12 protein-coding genes are annotated in these 19,211 nt (G+C 45.0%); 4 read left to right on the plus strand and 8 right to left on the minus strand.

The genetic code is table 11. The features are described 5' to 3' along the window. Nucleotides 1-32: 32 nt before the first annotated feature. A complete protein-coding gene (locus FLM53_RS16755; RefSeq protein WP_176678928.1) occupies nt 33-4,889 on the minus strand; it encodes a DUF1566 domain-containing protein in 4,857 nt (1,618 codons plus the stop codon). Between the two features lie 242 nt (nt 4,890-5,131). On the opposite strand from FLM53_RS16755, the gene FLM53_RS16760 reads away from it, so the two are divergent. Both FLM53_RS16760 and FLM53_RS16765 read left to right on the plus strand, forming a co-directional pair. Then, the gene (locus FLM53_RS16760) at nt 5,132-7,129 is read left to right on the plus strand and encodes a hypothetical protein (RefSeq protein WP_176680046.1); all 1,998 of its coding nucleotides are present in this window, start codon (nt 5,132-5,134) and stop codon (nt 7,127-7,129) included. Between the two features lie 218 nt (nt 7,130-7,347). Next, the gene (locus FLM53_RS16765) at nt 7,348-8,529 is read left to right on the plus strand and encodes an MFS transporter (protein WP_017631074.1); all 1,182 of its coding nucleotides are present in this window, start codon (nt 7,348-7,350) and stop codon (nt 8,527-8,529) included. Between the two features lie 85 nt (nt 8,530-8,614). On the opposite strand, the gene FLM53_RS16770 is transcribed toward FLM53_RS16765, so the two are convergent. The 3 genes from FLM53_RS16770 to FLM53_RS16780 form a co-directional block, all read right to left on the minus strand. Further along, nucleotides 8,615-9,961, minus strand: a complete 1,347-nt coding sequence (locus FLM53_RS16770) for an MATE family efflux transporter (protein ID WP_176678927.1) — start codon at nt 9,959-9,961, stop codon at nt 8,615-8,617. Nucleotides 9,962-10,062: 101 nt separating this feature from the next. Further along, a complete protein-coding gene (locus FLM53_RS16775; RefSeq protein ID WP_176678926.1) occupies nt 10,063-10,905 on the minus strand; it encodes a helix-turn-helix domain-containing protein in 843 nt (280 codons plus the stop codon). Between the two features lie 231 nt (nt 10,906-11,136). Then, nucleotides 11,137-12,054, minus strand: coding sequence for a DMT family transporter (locus FLM53_RS16780; protein WP_176678925.1), 918 nt, complete (start codon nt 12,052-12,054; stop codon nt 11,137-11,139). A gap of 415 nt (nt 12,055-12,469) precedes the next feature. Between FLM53_RS16780 and FLM53_RS16785 the strand changes: the two genes are divergently transcribed. Next, on the plus strand, nt 12,470-13,390 hold the full coding sequence (locus FLM53_RS16785) for a LysR family transcriptional regulator (protein ID WP_176678924.1): 921 nt from the start codon (nt 12,470-12,472) through the stop codon (nt 13,388-13,390). Between the two features lie 73 nt (nt 13,391-13,463). Here FLM53_RS16785 and FLM53_RS16790 read toward each other — a convergent pair whose 3' ends face one another. Beyond that, on the minus strand, nt 13,464-14,984 hold the full coding sequence (locus tag FLM53_RS16790) for a DUF1254 domain-containing protein (RefSeq protein WP_176678923.1): 1,521 nt from the start codon (nt 14,982-14,984) through the stop codon (nt 13,464-13,466). A 216-nt stretch (nt 14,985-15,200) separates the two neighbouring features. Continuing rightward, nucleotides 15,201-16,094: a DMT family transporter gene (locus FLM53_RS16795; RefSeq protein WP_176678922.1), complete on the minus strand. Its 894-nt coding sequence runs from the start codon at nt 16,092-16,094 to the stop codon at nt 15,201-15,203. A gap of 123 nt (nt 16,095-16,217) precedes the next feature. Between FLM53_RS16795 and FLM53_RS16800 the strand changes: the two genes are divergently transcribed. Continuing rightward, complete coding sequence (locus tag FLM53_RS16800) at nt 16,218-16,700, plus strand: MarR family winged helix-turn-helix transcriptional regulator (protein ID WP_004737459.1); 483 nt, start codon at nt 16,218-16,220, stop codon at nt 16,698-16,700. 85 nt (nt 16,701-16,785) lie between these two features. Here the strand turns inward: FLM53_RS16800 and FLM53_RS16805 are convergent, their stop codons facing one another. Both FLM53_RS16805 and aceB read right to left on the minus strand, forming a co-directional pair. Next, on the minus strand, nt 16,786-17,226 hold the full coding sequence (locus FLM53_RS16805; protein WP_176678921.1) for a heme-binding protein: 441 nt from the start codon (nt 17,224-17,226) through the stop codon (nt 16,786-16,788). Nucleotides 17,227-17,329: 103 nt separating this feature from the next. Further along, nucleotides 17,330-18,955, minus strand: coding sequence for a malate synthase A (aceB, locus tag FLM53_RS16810; RefSeq protein ID WP_176678920.1), 1,626 nt, complete (start codon nt 18,953-18,955; stop codon nt 17,330-17,332). Nucleotides 18,956-19,211: the final 256 nt, after the last annotated feature.

A 19,211-nucleotide genomic window follows, 5' to 3' on the forward strand; every position in this document is an offset into this window, starting at 1 on the left:
GCTGTAGTCATTAATAAAGGTGTTTTGAGTGCCTATTTGGCAACGAGTCGGTATAGGTAGCGGCCGTCGTAACTTTGAGTGCCAACTTGGCTTTCATCCATGGTTGTCATATTCAATCCGAGGACTCGACCGTAAGGAGCGGGGTCGCTGGTGATATAGGAACTATGGTTGGAATAACCTCCACCAGTCACTTCGTTAAATTTAAAGACATTCGCATTGATCGGCAGCAACCCGTATAGCTCTGCTTTCGATGGGTAGCGCCAGTTCGTCTTGCCACATACTGTTTGTGTATTTCGTGTTGAAATTAAAGGCGTTACCTCTACGTATTTCTTGAAACGGCTAGTGTCTCCGTTGGTAAACAGCTGCCAAACGAGGTTACTGTCAGTGTCTTGCGCGCAAATGGCATTTTGGCGATCGGCCACCACGTTCCCTTGCATATCTAGATACTGGTATGTGGTCGCTTTTTCTCTGACAAGACGTCCTAAGATGACAGCATCTTCAGTACCGTCGATTTTCGAACTACGTACATCTTGGTAGCTGCGTTCAGAGCTGTAGTTTGTGACGTATTGCTTAGAGTCCTTCGCTTGATTCGACCAGTAATAAAAAGTCACGCCACCGTAATAGCTAGATTTGTCATACTCCGGGTCCAGTCCTCGGTGATGAGGGAATGCGTCTGTATCGATTGTGATGGTCGAGTTTGAACTCGAGATAGCTTTAGTCTGTAGTGATAACAGCTGAGACAGCCCTGGTACCTTCCAATCATTGAAGCCACATAAGTTAGCGTTGTTAGTACTCTCTAGCAGACCATTACTGCCCAAGACACTCGCTACACCTGATGCTGAAGCGTCATAAGCGAGATCGTCAGCACCATTTGGTCGGCCGTCTTTAAGCAGTGTCCATACTCGGCGTTTGCCCGCTATTTGGGTGTCTTCAACACAGCTCCAACCTTGTTGGTAGGTGGTGCTTTTCGGTAGGTAGTTACCTAACTCATCCAATTTAGCGAAGCGGCTGCTTATGGTCGCGTCTGCTTGCGAGACACTAAAGCCATTGTCATTAGCCAGCTTTAGTCCGTCTTTTGCCAACACTTTTGATTGCACTAGATTGTGGGCTTGGGCTGTGGTGTTCATCTCACTGATAAACTTCTGGAACAGAGCGGCAAGAGTGTCAAACTTTGAGCCCATCAATTGTGTCGAGGTATTCAGCTCGTTTACGAACGTATTAACCAAGCCATATTGGTGTTCCAAATCTGAAATCGCGTTGTACAGGTCTAAACTTGCTTGGTGAATATCTTTAGCGAGTGAGGCTGAACTGAGTGTGTTGGTTGCGTTGGTTAGGGCGACGGATTTCTGTTGCAAGAACGCCAATTTTTGAGCAAATTCAGAACCAGATACTAATGCGCTTAACGCAACTGTGTTTTGCTCTAATCGAGCGACCTGTTCCTTGTATGCTTTTACTTTGGTAATGAATTCAAGGCTTTCCGCATCAGTTCGGCTTTGAGCGACAGACGCCTGAAACTCAAGAGCTTTTAGCTTTAGCTGCGTATTCTTAAGATCATCTGCCCATGGTTGGGTCAAAGCCTGCAGTTCTACTACTTTAGCTTGCGCTTCCGTTTCTAATGCAGCGTAACCTTTGCTCTTAGATTGGTTGGCGGTTAGCCAGGTTTCTAAATAAAGCTCCGTAGCGTTAATCTTCGTATCTTGTGTACTCAGAAAGGTGGTTATTTCAGTTGTCGCGCTATCTACACCAGTGAGTAACTCTGCACCTGATGGCAATTGCCATTTAGCGTATGCGTATTTTGAATAATATTGCTCAACAGATTCTTGGCCTTTGTTGATAGTGACAGCGACGCCATTTTTATCCGCTAATACATTCACTGACTTATTCGATACCAAGTAACCACTTCTTAGATTTGATGGCAGTGTTGCAGGATCTCTCTGCGACAACGTGATTACTTCACTGGTGTCTGGAAGTGTCCAACCCGCAATACCACAATCATCCAGCTGTGTGACTTTATCGAATACAGTATCTATTTCTGAAGAGAATCGTTCCGCCCAAAACGTCGGTTCCCCTTGCCCTTTATCATCGTATTCAGCAATACAATTTAGGGAGTAGGTATTCCATGAGCCACCGTAATTAAAACCAGCGGCCTGCGAACGGGTTTTCATCGGTACGAATTTTAATGCCGTGAAGCGACTACTCGCCGCTGTAGCCCAAAGGGTGTCACTGATCGAGTTTGATACACCTTGTTTCGCATTCTCTTTTAGTCGAACACCGACATTGGCCTTGTCGTACGCTTCTGGGCCAATAAATTGAGGAATCGAAACAACAGGTTGCCAGGTCAGGCCTTTGTCGTTGGTGAACTCATAGTGTTCGGCTTCATCAAAGCGAACAGATTGGCCATCAACGTTGGCAGTTAAGTAGTCCCACTCAAAACCATTGGTCTTGATTGGGTTTGAGCCTGTGAAAGTGTTGGTAATCTCAGGCGATGTTGGTGCTGGAATCTCAAACACTTTGGTGAAGGCTTGTGCTGTCAATGCTGACGCGCCATGAGGCATACCATTGTTAGGGTTTGCACTTACTCGTAATTGCACTTCAGCGATGTTCTTGTCGACATTACCAATCACAACAGGCTTCGTGGTGACTTTTGTCCAAGTTGAACCGGAGTCGAGTGTGACTTCGAAGTGCTCGGGCTGAGTGAAATCGCCGAAGTATGTCCAATCGAGTGTGTTGTCGATGTCGTTAACCACCAGATCCGTCGGGGCGCTTGGTGCTGACGGACGAACGGTAAACGCGACATCGTTGGTCAACTCTGAACTGCTAGGGCGACCGGTAATTGGGTCTCGCTTAACACGCACTTGAATTGAGTCAATAGCGTAGGCTTGGTCGTTTAACTGGTATGGTTTTTGGGTAACCACAACCCAACCTGCGTTGAGTACACTGATCTCGTAATCCGTTGCTTCTGAAAAGCCAGTTACGAACGTCCAGTCGAATGTATCTAAACCATCATGAGTGATTGGTGATGTTGGTGCGGCAGGCATACTAGGAGTCACAGAGTAGCTCTTGTCTGAACATAGCGCTTCGCCAGGATCATGTAGAGGATCCGATTCTGCTTTCACCCGTACACAGACTTGTCCTTTGGTAAGCATCTCATCGGGGATAGCTTGTGGGTTGCTAGTCACAGGAGTAAAAGTAATGCCTCTATCGAGAGAGTATTCGTAGGAATCACTCCCCGTGAATCCTTCAACGTTCGTCCATGCGAATGTGTTTTCTGCATCGTCAACAATCGGTGAGGTGGGTGCTACAGGCTGATTTTCTGAGCGAGTGAATGCCGAGCTGATAACCAACGGAATACCTGCAGGGCGAGCATCCAATGCATTTGACTTAACGCGAACCGAAATCGAGTTTGCAGGAAGTGACACATTACCAACCAGGTACGGCAGTGAGGTTACGTCCTTCCAACCGCTACCTAGATTAATTTCGTAGAAAGATGGCGCATTGTATCCAGTGACCCAAAGCCAGTTGATTTGATTCGTGCTGTCGTTAGCAAATTCCAACACCGGTTTTGCTGGTTGGGCTGGTGTTACTGTCATCGGCTTCTCTGACATTGCACTTAAGCCGGTTGGGTGACCTAGAGAGTCATTTTTAGCGACACGAACTTTTAAGTGTCCAAGAGGAATATCCAGATCTTGAATGTTCTGTGGCTTTTCAGTTGCCTTTGTCCAGCTTGAACCGTTGTCCAATGAATATTCATAAAGATCCAGTTCATTAAATGAATCGACCAATGCCCAATCAAATTGATTGATTGCGTTATTCACCGTAATCCAAGCTGGAGCAGCAGGCACAGTCGTTAACGTGAATGCTGTGTCTGAGAGCATAGGCTTTCCGGCAGGAGTATTGCGAACGTTAGACGCAGCAACCCGAACTTGAACGGTTCCTTTTTCGAACGCTAGCTTTCCTACAACAATCGGTTTACGAATCACGGTTGTCCACGTCTTACCTGAATCCAATGAATATTCGTAATCTGTGTTTTGGTTGAAGCCACGAACAAACTGCCAATTGAAGGTGTCTGAGGCGTCATTGACCTGACCATGTTTAGGCGCTGGCGGTCTAGTGATGATGTCATTGCCATCAACGTCTTCTTGGGAAACTTTGAGTTGATCTCGGTATTCCTTACCCAGTTGTTTCAAAGCATTGTCGGTTCCAGATGCGCCATGAGACAGTAAATCGGTCTTGGTTTTAAACTCTGCCAAATCAAGCTCGGCCAGTTTGTACATTGCACCTTTACGAGCATTGACTTGGTCGATACCAGCATCGACAGACGCTATTTGTGCTTCTTGAAGTACGCGAGTAACGCCGCGCGCAAACATGTGTAGCTCGCGGCTTTTGGTTGAATTCGAGGCTGAGTAATCACTAACTGCCAGATGTGTATCGATACCTAAGTCATCGGCCACAAGCTGAGTTGCTTCATCAAAGCTGATTCCACTGGTTCTCGACACACTGGCAATGAGAGATGTCACAGGGCTGATTACGTCCGAATTGTTGTTAGGCACTTCTAACGTAAATCCAGATTCGATAGGTTGATTCGGTGAATCCATATCGATGGTGACACCTGCAACTGCTTCGACCAATATTGGGTATTGCGTGACATCATTGTCGACGTCTAGCTGAAATCTTCCTTCGGCGTCCGTAGTGGCAATCTCTCCATCAGCAGAGTCACACATGGCATTGCTGTTTTTGTCGAAACAAACCTTCGCATTGTGTAAATAACCATCCAAAGCGATCCCCGAAACATTCTGAGAATTTGGCTGAGTTTGTGACTGTTTAAGCTTCGGATCTGACTCTGCTCCGCCACAAGCAATGAGCATTGTGGAAACGAGTGAAACACTCATTAATTTGTATGGATTCCTGACCACCTGAACTCCAAATAATTTATAAATTACCCATAGGAAAGGCGGAGGATATTAATTTAAATGATAGTAATTATCAATATCATTTGATCTTTTATTTCGTTAAGTGATTTAATAGCAAAATAAAATACTATCAATCCAATAATAAACTAGGTGAATCGGTCGAAAAAATGCACAATAAATTTTTAATATGCAAATTGTCACTAGCTATCTCTAGTGTCTTAATGGTCGCTGGATGTGGGGGAGGTTCAGACGGGAATAGCTCTGTTGGAACGCCTGCCTCAGGCTATGCCTATCAAGGTTCATTAGTATGTGCTGATGCAGATCTGAATGGCGTATGCAGTGACCAAGAAAAACAGCTTGAAGAGGTTTCTGGGTACGCTAAACAGAGGCAATATGATGGTGCAATTTTAACCGCTTCTCCCAGCATGGAATTGGTGACACCCTTCACGACTTTGATTCATAGCGAGATGATGTTTAACCCCGGCGTAAGCAATGATGTTGAACAAGCAAAAGCATCACTTCAGAGTAAATTAGGGGATCATGTTGGCATCAATTTCAGTGTGCTTGATACTACCTATGGACCAAAAGATTTATCTGATTTGTTGCTAACTTCTTTGAAAAAAGCGCAAACGGACGGTAAACAATCTTCCTATACAAATATTGCTCACGCGTTAGATCTGATGATCGAACATAAAACTCTGGATTTATCGGCGATTGATGTTGCTGGAGCGGTGTCGAGACACTTGCAAATAGAAAATTCATTAGTGGTAAGAGGCTCTCAGTCAGTACCAGAATTATATGCTGCTAAGTCTATTGCGTTGAATCCTGCGAACAGCCAGATAGTGTTCGTAACGGCGGACGATGTGGTTATGCAGATTGATAGTTCGTCACGCAATAAACCGGTGACAATCAATGGTGACCCAGCATCTCAAACGGCTTCTGATTTGGTTAGCATTCGTTCACACGACGATGATGACGACGACGATGATGATGATGACGATGACCACGGTGGCGATCATGGAAGTGGTACTGGCGGTGGGGAAACTACGGTAGATGCAAATGAAATAATCCAGTTAGTGCCAGCGTTAAATGGTGTTCAGGCTTACAAAGTTTATAAGCCGACAGCTTACGTTTCACCGACAGCGAGTGATATTTGTAATAGCCAAGGCGCTAATGGTGTTTTCCTCACGAGTCTCAATGGTTCGAATAACAACAATGTCGGCGTCAAAGCTTTTGCGATTGATACATACAGCAGTCGCAGTGGAGGCACGCTTCCACCCATACCAAAACCTAACCCTGCGGTTCAGCCTAAATCGAGTGAGTCGTGCATTAACGATAACTTTGCAGCAGTGATCCCTCTGTTACAAAGCGGCTCGTTGTTGGCGATTAAAAATACTGGAAGCTCGCTATACTCACAGCAAGAACTCAAATCGTTAAGTGCTAATAAGCTTGATATGAAAAGCTGGAGCCATGCGTTGAAAGCTTCTTCGCCGCAAGTCATGCCATCTTATGACGAAAGTGAAGCCTTGATTGTCTATAAGAACTACTTCTCAAACAGCAATTTAGCCGCAGAAATTATCGATACCTCTAACCTTTCCACTAAGATGACTATTGATAAGTTAAATCTCAAAACAGCCAATATTGTTGTAAACCAGCAGATATTGTTGGGGCTGGATAGCAATAAGGTTGAGTGGGTGTCTAATTCAATACAACAAACCGTACTTGGAGAACTGGTCGTTGATGCTGAAATTAGCAAGATAGCGACATCTCGTGATGGAAAAACCAGTGCTATTACAACCGCGAATTCTCTTTATATCGTAGATAACCAGACGAGAACCTTACTGGCCAAAGAGTCGTTGAGTAGCAATGGCATCAAATCTTTATATGTGTTGTCTGAGAAGGTAATCGCGTTAACGTCTTCAGGCGCTGACTACTACCAGTTCCGCAATATCAGCGGCCCAGCTCTCAAGGTTGGTAGCCAATTGGTGACAAAAGAACTCCTCAAAAAGTGGGAAGACAGGGGTAACTCTAGCTGGAGCTCAACAAACTTGGGTTACATTCTTTCTCAAACGGGCACGGAAAGTGAAATCTCCGATCAATTTAAAAACGTAAATCTGTCATTCTTACCGACGAACGCAACGACCTCTAGTGGTATCTCTGGAGTCCACGTGAGCGGTTTAGAGCGTGGGGAGTGGTTAACTTTTTATAAAGGTCTTTAACGGCTAATTGCCTTAATGAAGGGAGAGTTTCTCCCTTCTTATTCCTCCTTTTTCATTTCATCCTTCTCTCTATACATAACCACTCATTCCTCCTGTTTATACCTTCTTGTCATATGCATTTTCGGGCTGTCTGAACATGAGAAAACAAAAGTTAATCGTTTGTTAATCACCATAAAACCGGAGTATGATACTAGATTACTATTTAGGATTTGGCTGCTATGAGAGCATCACCCGCGAGCTGGAAAACGCCGCAAAACTTTTTATTACTGATTTCTATTGTTGTACCTATCGCGTTTTCGAGCTGGATGGCTCTGCTTAATAATTTCGTGATTGAGAAAGCGAACTTTGACGGTGCCGATATAGGCTTGCTGCAAAGTGTTCGTGAGATACCCGGCTTTTTAGCGTTTACTGTGGTGTTTGTTTTAGCTTTCATCCGTGAGCAACGCTTCATGTTGATATCGCTAGCGATGCTGACCGTGGGCACGGCGATTACTGGTTTATTCCCTTCACTGACAGGCCTTTTGCTTACCACTATTTTGATGTCGACGGGTTTCCACTATTTTGAAACGCTGAAGCAATCTTTGTCACTGCAATGGCTAAGCAAAGAAGAAGCGCCAGAGATGCTAGGCAAAATGATCTCGGTGGGTGCACTTGCCTCTCTTCTCACCTATGGATCTATTTGGGTGATGTTAGAACAGCTAAAACTCGATTTCGCTTGGGTATATGGCATTACCGGAGGCATCGGTTTCATTTTAGTATTGGTGATGACCTTTGGTTTCCCTGAGTTTCAAACCAAGACCCAACAAAATAAGAAATTGGTGCTAAGGAAGCGTTACTGGCTCTACTACGCACTGACGTTTATGAGTGGCGCGAGAAGACAGATCTTCACCGTGTTTGCGGGCTTCTTGATGGTAGAAAAGTTCGGTTACTCTGCTGCCGATGTCACGTTACTGTTCTTAGTGAATTACCTGTTTAACTTCTTGTTCGCGAAACGTATTGGACGATTCATCGGTGTGGTGGGTGAGCGCAAGGCGTTGATCTTCGAATATGTTGGTTTGATCGGTGTGTTTGTTGGTTATGGCTTGGTGCAAAGCGCTGAGTGGGCGGCTGCACTGTACGTGGTCGATCATCTGTTCTTTGCTTTGGCGTTAGCGATTAAAACTTACTTCCAAAAAATTGCAGACCCAGCAGACATGGCATCAACCGCAGGTGTGTCTTTCACCATCAACCATATCGCCGCAGTTGTTATTCCAGTCGCGTTTGGTGTGATCTGGTTATCGTCCCCTGCAACGGTTTTCTACATTGGTGCGGCGATGGCGGCGGTTTCTTTAGCGCTATCTTTAAACATTCCTAAGAAGCCTGAAGAGGGCAACGAAGTACGAGTGTTTAGCTGGCGCTAAGCCGGAATAGCTCTGACGAGATAAATAAAAAGCTCCAATAGCGATATTGGAGCTTTTTTGTATGTGCTGGCAAAAGCGTAACGCTCTAAGCTGCTTGCTCTTCTAACGAACCCGAGAAACGCTTCTTGTAGGCTCGCAGCATACTTAGGCTGAATATCGCAGTGACGGTTTCTGCAAATAAGATGCTCGCCCAAATCCCTTGTTCTGGGAACAGCTTTGGCAAAATGATGATGCCTAATGCGACGAATACAAAGCCTCGTCCAAGAGATATCAGTGTTGCTTGCTTAGGTTTAGCCGTTGCCTGAAACAGGTTGGCGATCACCAAGTTGACTCCCATCAGTGGTACTGCAAAGAAGAAGAAGGTTAACGCTGTTGCTGAAAGCCCAATCAAGTCACTTGAGGCACCCAAATAAAAGGCAGCGATTTTCGGTGCAAACAGATACACCAAAACCATAAAGACTAAGGCACTGCCTACTGCGCTTTTTAGCCCAAGACGGAAGATTTCATCGACACGTTTAGGTTGGCTTGCACCATGATTAAAGCTGATGATTGGCTGGCAAGCTTGTGCGATTCCGACCATCACAAACAGGGCAAATACACCTACATTTGCTGTTAAGCCGTAAGCAATAATGTGGTTCTCACCGAATTGATGAAGTAACACATAGTTGAACAACAAAATGGTCATTGCCGCCGTCACTTCGATGAAGAAGGTCGGGGTGCCGATCTTGAGGATACTTGGTACTTTATTGAAACCAATCCCTTTTAAGCTCAGCTCTAAGGTACCTTGTTTACGTACGAAGTGGCTCAATAAAATGCAGGCGATCACGACTTGTGAGATGGCTGTACCGTAGGCTGCCCCTTTCATGCCCCAACCAAAATCCAAGACGAAGAAGTAGTCCAATACAAGGTTAACCACAGCGCCGATCGACATAGCATACGTCGCCAGTTTCGGGTTGGTATCGTTACGCACAAAGCACGACATGACCCATGCCAATGAATACAAAACAAAGAATGGCAACATGACGGATAGGTAATCGTGAGCGAGTTCAGCCATGTAACCCGTCGCGCCCATCAACACCACCATTTCATCTAACCAAAACAAGGCGGCAGTTACAGTAATGGTACTAAACAGAGCGGTAACCAGCATGGATTGGCTAAACAGAGTTTGTCCTGAAGACACATTACCTTTGCCGACTTCGATCGACATAAGCGCAGCGCCACCAATACCCACCATCATCGCGATGGCAGTGAATATAGAGAAAGCAGGGATGGTTAACGCGATAGCACCGAGCCCGTCTGGGCCAACACCGTGCCCTACGAACCAAGCGTCTCCCATGATGAAAAGAGACTTGATCACCATGCCGGTTAGCGCAGGCCAAAGGTATTGATAAAAGGATTTAGATATTGGATCGGTTTTTAGGTTGATGGCCATTTGAGTAAGCTCCCAACAAATTGGATGTAACCAAAGTGGATATAATAAAGAGCGAGCATTATCGGAACTTAACTGGATTCTAAAAAGGGATGATCTGCGTGTTATATTGCACTATCTGCACATCTAGCTCGAAACTCTGCGGGTGACTCGTTCATCTGACCGCGATAAAAACGGCTGAAATAGGCAGGATCTTCGAAGCCCAGTTCAAAAGCGATGGTTTTGATGGTCTTGGTTGAAAAGATCAATTCTCGATTCGCTTCTAAGATGATTCGGTCGTGAATTAATTGAGTCACGGTTTTGCCTTTGTCAGCCTTGACGATTTCGTTGATGCGTTTATTGGTTATCGACAGCGCTTGCGAATAAAAATCGCAATGCTTGTTGGTGGTGTAATGCTGCTCAATTAAATCGACCACCTTGTTTACTCGGCTGTCACGCACTTCGCCTTTTAACGAGGACTGGGTTGCGAAGCGCAATATGTAGCGCAAAAAACTATTAACGAGAGACTCCACTAAATCCCAGTCGCTGTTCTCTCGCTCGCACTCTTCTTTGATCATGGTGAAAATAGGCAGCAGGTAGCGGTTGCCTTCTTCGTTGCAGTCCAAATAGGGCGGGCGACTTTGATGCATGGCAAAAACGGTATCGACCAGCTGTGTGTTGCGATGGTTGGTTTTGACAAAGCCTGGGGTAAACACCAGTAAACGAGCATTTTCTCCCACCAGTTCAGATCGGTGAACCTGACCCGGAGCAATGGTAAAAATACGTCCGACTTTGTTGTCGTAATCAACGAAATCAATACTCTGGTTACCGAGGTCATCCACGCACCACACCAACTCCCAATACTCATGTCTGTGTGGTTCTAAGAACGTGTCATCACTGTTAGATAGCTCCGCTGCGCGACAGGGCTGACCCTTAATAAGACGAACGTGTTTAATGGGAGTTCTCATGACATTCCTTTGTTGGAGTGAGTGCTGTGTAGATAACGGTAACAGTCGCTGCTCAGCTGATTCTAATGTAGTCGATAGTGACTTTTAAGTCATTCGCTTGGTGTGATTAGCTATGAGTGACGAAACAAACTAGAGCATGTGCAGAGGAAGTGAAGCAGAAGTTTAAGTACCAACAATAGAATAAAACCCTAGAAGCTCGTTACAAGCTTCTAGGATGAATAAACGCAGAGCTTAGTTGCTGCTCGCTGTTTTCAGCGAAGAGCGTAGCTTGAAGATGCCCTTAGGTGCCTTGGTCAGCAAGATGCCACAAAGCAGCGGAATCATCATAACCAGTGACTGTTCAGAGAGGACTTCACCATTGATGTAGCATGAGATCAGTAGTGCAACCACTGGGAAGATTAGGAAACAGATAGATGCTTGGAACGGAGTCGAAACCTGACCTAATTTGAAGTAAGCCACAATACCGCCAACACTCGCTACAAAGCCTAGATAAACCACGGCTGAGATTGAATCCCAAGTGAAGGATTCAACATTAACGCTTTCACCCATCGCTGAAACTGCGAACAAGAATAGAGAAGCAATTAAGCTCGGTACAGCATTGTAAGTCAGTACTTCGATTCCTTTACAGTGCTTTTGCACCAACACATACATCACCGCGTGAATCGCAACCGCAAGGCCTAAGCAAACCGTGCCGATAAGGTAGTCATCGCCACCCATCTGCATTTCGTTACCAAGGATTAAACACAGGCTCACAACAGCAGTAATCAGACCGAATATCTGATGCTTTGCTAAGCGCAGGCCGAGGAACAAACCCGACATCAGCATCACTGCTACTGGCATGTTTGCAAAGATGATCGACGCCAAACCAGAAGAGATGTATTGCTCACCGTAGATCATCAAAGTGAACGGAATAGCAAAATACATCAGTGCCACAATCAGCAGCCATTGACGTTTACCCTTAGGAAAAAGCAGAGGTTGGTTGAACACTTTCGCCAATACCGCAAGCAACGGTGCGGCCAGTAAAAAGCGCAATGCAGTGGCAAAAATAGGTGGGATAGAATGCAATGCCACTTCCATAGCGAACCAAGTGGTTCCCCAAATTAAGCAAACAGAGACAAAAAGCAAGATAGTTAGCGACTTCGAATTCATGGTGACTACTCATTAATAATTATTTTAAATCATAGGCTTGTAGCGCCTTAATGACGTGGCACAGTATAAGTAGGTCACCGGAGAAAAATTTTGTCTTTTTGTCTCTAATTGAAATGAAATGGAGAAATTAAATCTATAATGTAATCTTTTGAGGTAAATAAATTTCACAAAAAGAGATTAAGGTAAATGCATTATTCTTTGTAAGGTCTAATTTTGACGAGTGGATGTATGATTCCGCAACGGAAGATAATTGACAGATTTGCTCGACTTTGGAGTTTGGTGGGCAGTGGTGTTTAGATAACGTCTGTAAAAAACGCTACTGACAACAAACTTATAGCATAGAGTGTTGAAGGTTTATTTGGTTCACGTTCATACTGAACAAAGGTCGACATAGCATGGAAATGAGGTAGGGCATTTGAAAAACACAATCGACTTAAATCTGTATCGATTTTTGGATTTGCTTTATGAGCAACAGTCTCAGGCGAAGGTGTGCCATATTTTGGATATCAGCCGTGCAACGTTTAATCGTCACCTTTCGGATTGTCGAGACTTGTTTGCTAATGAGCTATTCATTGCAACCAAAGGTGTTTATGCGCCGACCTTATTCACCACTCAACTGATGCTGGTGGTGAAAGAGCCTTTAGAAAAGCTAGAGCAAGCGCAGCAAATATCGCAGTCGTTTATTGGTACCGATTCGAACATTGAATATGTTTTTCATGCCGCCAACCCGTTGAGCACATTGTTTACCGTTCCCTTATTGAAAGGTTTAACAAGTGAAGAATCAAAGCCAAAAATATCGATGATGGACTGGTCGTTAGATGGGGTTGAGTTTCCGAAGGCGGGCACCTTGGCGATTGGTGTGTCGGGTTACCCAAATGAACTCAACGACCGTATTGTAGAGCGTAAAGTGGGGTCGTTAGAGCTGTTTGCTTATGTGTCTGATACACATCCTCTAGCCAAAAACGAAGCCATCGACCTCAACCAGTTAGAAAGCTTTGATACGGTGCGTGTTTCGATGGGATCATTGGATGCTAACTCCTATTATGAACGCCTAAAAAAACGCACAGGCTTGGTGTTGCAACAAAAGCTGACCGTTGCATCGGTCTCCTCCGCGTTGGAATGTGTTCAAGTAAGTCAGTATGTGTACGTTGGCTTTGATATGGATTTGGCTTCTATCCCAAGTGGACTCAGCAAACGGCCTGTGCTATTCAATGGCGAAGCAGTGACGTTTGATGTTGGTATTCAGTATCACCGTGCTTGTTATCAGCACCCGATAGTCAAACGCATTGAACAGATCTTAAGTGAGAGCTTAGAAAGCTATTGGTCATATAGATGACAACAACAAAAAACGCGCCGATGAAGGCGCGTTTTAGTTATTAGCTGCAGATGTCGATTGAACCTACTGAGTGTTACAGCTTAACTTCTTCAATATCGCTTGGCTTCCATGTTTGGTCATACCAAGCTTCTTGAGGACCGTAGAGTCTTAGAATCGTGAACCAACCTTTACCTGGTACCGTTTCAATCCAGTTCGCTTCTTTGCCTTTTGGAGCGGTAGGGCCAAAGTACAGATCAACCGAACCATCTTTGTTTTCGATAAAATCATCGCGCTGATTATTCTTACTTGGCAGCGGTTGGCTGGTTTGCAGCTCTGAACGTGTTTGCGTGTCGTAAGCCACAATAGACCAGAAGTTCTTAGCCGGAACATTCGCCGGAATATTCAATTTGTAGTGCTTGCCACCATCGAAGTATTCACCGTCTTTCGCTTGATCAAGCAGCGCGTATTGAGAGCCCTTTTCGATAAGCTTCAAAGCCATCGCGGGTGTATTCACTGTCGCTACATAGAAGAAGTAAGAGCGTGCATCTAGGTTGCGTCCACCTTCACCTTTGTCGACTAACCATTGGTAATCTTTGCCGATAAACGCCGTTTTCCATAGACGGTCTTCATAGATGTAAGCTTTCTTGTCTCTTGGCTGGAAGTACAGAGATCTTGCCGTTGCGTTACCAATCGCGACACCATCTTTCATTAGCTTTTTCATGCGCTCATCAGGCGCAAAAGGCTTGTTCTTTTGAATGCCAATGCTCGACATTAATCCACGCAGCTCAGGGTCGATGAATGAAATCGGCTCTTTATCTAGCACGGTTTTAATCTCTGTGTAGAAGTGCTCATCGTTAGCATGAATGGTATTGAACGACTTGCCACTACCCGAGATGAACTCCATTTTTGGTTGGTCATCTTTCTTCGCTAGTGGGTAGATCTTAAGTTTCTCTTTATAGGCTTTTACCGCGGCATCGGTCTTACCGTCTTTCAAGAACCCGCGAGCAATGAACCAGTTGGTGTAGCTGGTGGATTGTGAAACAAAATAGCCTTCAGGTACTTCGCCTTCGTAGCCCGGAGGAAGAATCAGGTACTTACCGCCTTTGCCTTTATCTGGCCCAACGATGCCTAGGTCGGTAACAAAGCGGAAAAACGCATCGTTCACCGTCGTTGGTCCCATACCTTCTGGTATTTCAATGACGGTCGGACCATCTTTCTCAAGGTCGAGGAAAACTGAAGCATAAACGGTGTCGGTGTTACCGGTTAGAAATAACGGATTCGAATCCATCAAGTTATCAAACACCACCACTTGGTTTGATGAAGTTGAACCAATCTCAGTATGACCAACGCGCAGTGCTTCAACCGAAGCCATTGGAATCGCATTGAGGAACACCTCTGTTGAGCGAAGCGTATCTAGGTTGTCATACAGCTTTTGCGCAGTTTCAGCCGTTGGTGCACCATCTTTAAAGTTCAGCTCACCGATGCTGGTTTGCACCGTATCCGGCGTCATAATGCTTGGCGGAATATCGGTATTGTAGTTTTCCGTAGCCAGTAATTGGTGTGAGATAAAGAGACTGCTCGCCAACACAAGTGCTTTCAGCTTCGACTTAATCATGATGTCACCTTTCAGTTTCGTTTCGATGTACTTACTTTATGCTAGTCGAAAAAACATATCTGATACGTGACAGGCTCAAAAATGAGCTTCAAAGCGAGGGGCAAAGTGAAAGGGTAAGAAGACGATCGCAGAACTGCGTGGTTACACTGCAATAAATAGTTTTATAGATAAAACAAAGCCCGCACTTGGCGGGCTTATCAGTAACATTCTAAATTTTTACTGCGTAACGGGTTTGACCGTTTTGGTTTGTCTTACTGCAAGAATCAACTGAGGCAGTAGAGACATCACGATCATGCCGGTCATCAACGAGTATTGCACCGCAGTGAAGGATTCTCCCATCAACACCATACCTGTAACGATACCTGCTACCGGGTTAGCGATGCCACCGAAGGTGAAATCAACCACAGACATACGTTGCAGTAACCACACATACATGCCGTAACCAAGTGCTGTGTTTAGCCCAATCACCCAAACCAAGCCCATTGCGTTACGAGTATCGAAATGAGTCACCGCATTCACATAAGGTTGTGGGTCGATGAAGGCATGAACGCCAGACGCGACAGACAAAATCGTACCGCCCAGAATCAGCTGCCATGTGAGTACCTTCCACCAGTGCATGCGATTACCCAATGATTTGGTAATGCTGCTGCCGATAACGATACACATGATCGCGGCAAACATTGCACCCAAACCGATAGGGTTTAATGCGATTTGACTTGGGTTGAATAGAATCCAAGCTAAGGTGATCAAGCCAATACCAGACAGGGCTTGAATCAGATGCGGACGCTGCTTTTTCACTACCCAATGGAAGATCATTGCGAACACAGGCACGGAGATCATACCCACGCCTGAAATCGCTGAAGGCAGTGTTAATGCCATCACGAAGATCAAACCAAAGAAGGTCGCGATGTTGATAAGGCCTAAAGTGAAAATGATCTGCCACTCGCCTTTTTTCGGCAGAGTTGGTTTTACCGCTAGCAATAACAAACCAGCAGGTAATGCACGCAAAGCACCTAATAATAATGGTGGCCACTCCTGTAGCGTAAATTGCGTCACTGCATAAGTTGTTCCCCAAAAGAACGCGGGAATCATTGCTAATAATATGTTCATCTAAAATATCTTTACGTTAAGATAACTATTGTGTGAACTGTATACTGAGAACTAGTGGTTGTAAAGTATCTTTATGTTAAACTAGTTTAAAGTAATCAGACTAATAACGGAGCTAGATTGCAAATGGATGCTATCGACCGCGTTGTAGAGCAATGGGCAAAGGAAAAGCCCGAATTAGAAACTGAGCCTATGGCAATGATGGGCCGAATCATGCGTATTGCCAAGTATATGGAAACGCAAGTTGCCGACCTGCATAAAAAGTACGACATGAAATTGGGCGAGTTTGATGTATTGGCGACCTTACGACGCTCTGGAAAGCCTTACCGACTAACGCCCTCTGAACTGATTGGCTCAATGATGCTGACATCAGGTGCGATGACCAATCGTCTTGATAAACTGGAAGCCAAAGGACTAATCAGCCGAGAGCACAGTAAAGAAGACCGACGAAGCGTAAGTGTTAAACTGACCAAAGATGGTCTAGTTCTGATTGATGAGATGATGACTGAACACGTCGAGATGCAGAAAAAGCTGGTTAAGTCTTTATCTGCTAGTCAGAAGAAAAACACCAACCAACTTTTAAAAACGTGGTTGAGTGCCTACGAGTAGGTTCGCTTATCTCTTTTTAGATTCATTAAAAAACCGAAGCTCAAGGCTTCGGTTTTTTCTTTCGTAAGTCCCGTTAATGACTGGACTATGCTTGCAGCATCTCGTCGCTAAACAGTTCTGCGCAACCAATTCCGTTGATAGCGCAGCTTTCATCGATATCTGAGATATCACCGCTGACGCCAATGGCTCCGAGTACCGTTTTATCTTTGTCTCTAATGAGTAGCCCTCCAGGTACAGGCACCATGTTTCCGTGTGCGAGTACGTTTACAGCGGAGATAAATGCCGGCCTATTGTCAGCATCTTGGGCGAGTTTTCTAGAGGAGCACCCTAATGCGAGTGCGCCCCAGGCTTTCGCAATCGCGATGTCTGGTCGCATCATGCTAGAGCCGTCTTGACGTTGCAGGGAAATCAACTTGCCACCGCTGTCTAAGATGGCGACCGTCAAAGGTTCTGTGTGGATTTTGTTTCCTGCTTTTAAGGTGCCATCGATGATGGTTAAAGCTTGTTGTAGAGTCAAACTTCCCATGTTATCTCCTAGTTTTTCAAGGGGCATTCGTACCAAGCTCAGCCAGTCAATCATTACTCTTGTTAGTGAATATCATTGACTGATTCAGCTTGGTACAAGAGTCCTAACTGGACTCTTGTAATAGCCCATAGCTGGGTAAAGTTAGGAAGGCAGCGAACTCTTCTGCTGTAGAAAGTTGATAGAAAAGATCGGCTGTCTCTTCAAATCGACCTGCTGCATAGCGCGAGTCTCCGACTTCGTATTTTATTGTGTCTAACTCTTGGTAAAGCCAAGAGTGGAACAGTTGTTTGGTGAAGGTTTGGCCGTCATCTAGCGTGACGCCATGATGGATCCATTGCCAAATGTTGGCTCTTGAAATCTCCGCGGTGGCGGCATCTTCCATTAGTCCGTAAATAGGTACACAGCCGTAGCCTTGGATCCAAGCCTCGATGTAATACAGCGCAATACGGATATTCTTACGCACGCCGGCTTCGTCGCGGCTGCCTTCACATGGTTTAAGTAAGGTGTCGGCATTGATGGTGTGTTCAGGACTTTGGAAATCCATTTGATTCACTTTGCCATCAAGGTGTTTGTCGAAGATTGACATCGCTAAGTCGACTAGGGTAGGGTGTGCGACCCATGTGCCATCGTGGCCGTTTTGCGATTCTCTTTGTTTGTCTTCAATAACTTTGGCGGTCACACGCTCCATCTCTTGCGGATCTTTTGCTGGAATGAAGGCTGACATGCCCCCCATCGCCAGTGCCCCTCGAGCGTGACAAGTACGAACCAGCAGCTGGCTGTAAGCGTTCAGAAACTCTTGATCCATGCCGATCCCATGACGGTCAGGCAGGATACGATCTTTATGATTTTTCAGAGTTTTGATGTAGCTGAAGATGTAGTCCCAACGGCCGCAGTTCATCGCAACGATATGATCACGCATGGCGTACAAGATCTCTTCCATTTGGAAGACGGCTGGCAGAGTTTCAATCAACACGGTCGCGCGGATGGTGCCTTTTGCTACATTGAAATAGTGCTCGGTGAAACTGAAAATGTCGTCCCACCATTGTGCTTCTTCCATGCTCTCTAGCTTGGGAATGTAGTAGTAAACGCCTAAGCCTTGCTGCGCACGTGATTGATAGTTGTGGAAAAAGTACAACGCAAAGTCCATCAGACAACCAGCGATAGGTTGATTGTTGAATTGAATGGACTGTTCAGGCAAATGAATTCCGCGAGGACGAGCAATCAATAGAGCAGGATCGCTATTTAGCTGATAGTTCTTTTGTTTCTTCTCATCGAAATAGCTGATGGTGCCCAAGTTGGCATCTCTTAGGTTGATCTGCCCTTCGACCATGTTGGCCCAAGTTGGAGAAGATGCATCCTCAAAGCAGCACATGAAGACTTTCGCGCCCGAGTTTAATGCGTTGATCACCATCTTTCTTTCGATAGGACCAGTGATCTCTACTCGGCGATCCAGCAATTCTGGCGGCGGTGTTGCGACTTTCCACTCTTTATTCTGACGAATAGAGATAGTGTCTTTTCTAAAGTTGGGTAGCTCACCGTTATCGTATTGCGCTTGTTTAATGTCGCGATCATTTAGCAGGGCATGACGGCGATCTCCAAACTTGTTAACGATAGCTTCTAAGAATTTCAATGCATCTTTAGACAAGATCTCTTTGTACTCGGGGTTGTCCATATTCCCAAGTACCTGCATACACAGCGTTTCTTCTCTTTCTTTCACGTCATTCATCATTGTTTGTCTCCTTTACACAATACGATGTCATTTTGTATACAAAATGCTCTTTTTAACGATATTTATATTGTAGAAATTGTAAACAAGCAAATGGTATTTAACATTTATTTATCATTTGATCTTTTTGTGATTTATTTTTACGTAAAGATATTTTATGTAAAGCAATGAATTGTAAGCTTTTCAGGCTTGATTGCTGTTCAATAGGATAGGTTGATGTAACAAAATTGTTTCAAATTGGACTTGATAAATGCTGAGG

This window comes from Vibrio sp. Scap24, from assembly GCF_013394185.1.
GTDB lineage: Bacteria > Pseudomonadota > Gammaproteobacteria > Enterobacterales > Vibrionaceae > Vibrio > Vibrio pomeroyi.

What these genes read in the sequence shown, in the direction of transcription:
- FLM53_RS16755 (WP_176678928.1), bottom strand. Translation starts at nt 4,889, where the DNA reads ATGAGTGTTTCACTCGTTTCCACAATGCTCATTGCTTGTGGCGGAGCA.
- FLM53_RS16760 (WP_176680046.1), top strand. Translation starts at nt 5,132, where the DNA reads ATGGTCGCTGGATGTGGGGGAGGTTCAGACGGGAATAGCTCTGTTGGA.
- FLM53_RS16765 (WP_017631074.1), top strand. Translation starts at nt 7,348, where the DNA reads ATGAGAGCATCACCCGCGAGCTGGAAAACGCCGCAAAACTTTTTATTA.
- FLM53_RS16770 (WP_176678927.1), bottom strand. Translation starts at nt 9,961, where the DNA reads ATGGCCATCAACCTAAAAACCGATCCAATATCTAAATCCTTTTATCAA.
- FLM53_RS16775 (WP_176678926.1), bottom strand. Translation starts at nt 10,905, where the DNA reads ATGAGAACTCCCATTAAACACGTTCGTCTTATTAAGGGTCAGCCCTGT.
- FLM53_RS16780 (WP_176678925.1), bottom strand. Translation starts at nt 12,054, where the DNA reads ATGAATTCGAAGTCGCTAACTATCTTGCTTTTTGTCTCTGTTTGCTTA.
- FLM53_RS16790 (WP_176678923.1), bottom strand. Translation starts at nt 14,984, where the DNA reads ATGATTAAGTCGAAGCTGAAAGCACTTGTGTTGGCGAGCAGTCTCTTT.
- FLM53_RS16795 (WP_176678922.1), bottom strand. Translation starts at nt 16,094, where the DNA reads ATGAACATATTATTAGCAATGATTCCCGCGTTCTTTTGGGGAACAACT.
- FLM53_RS16800 (WP_004737459.1), top strand. Translation starts at nt 16,218, where the DNA reads ATGGATGCTATCGACCGCGTTGTAGAGCAATGGGCAAAGGAAAAGCCC.
- FLM53_RS16805 (WP_176678921.1), bottom strand. Translation starts at nt 17,226, where the DNA reads ATGGGAAGTTTGACTCTACAACAAGCTTTAACCATCATCGATGGCACC.
- aceB (WP_176678920.1), bottom strand. Translation starts at nt 18,955, where the DNA reads ATGATGAATGACGTGAAAGAAAGAGAAGAAACGCTGTGTATGCAGGTA.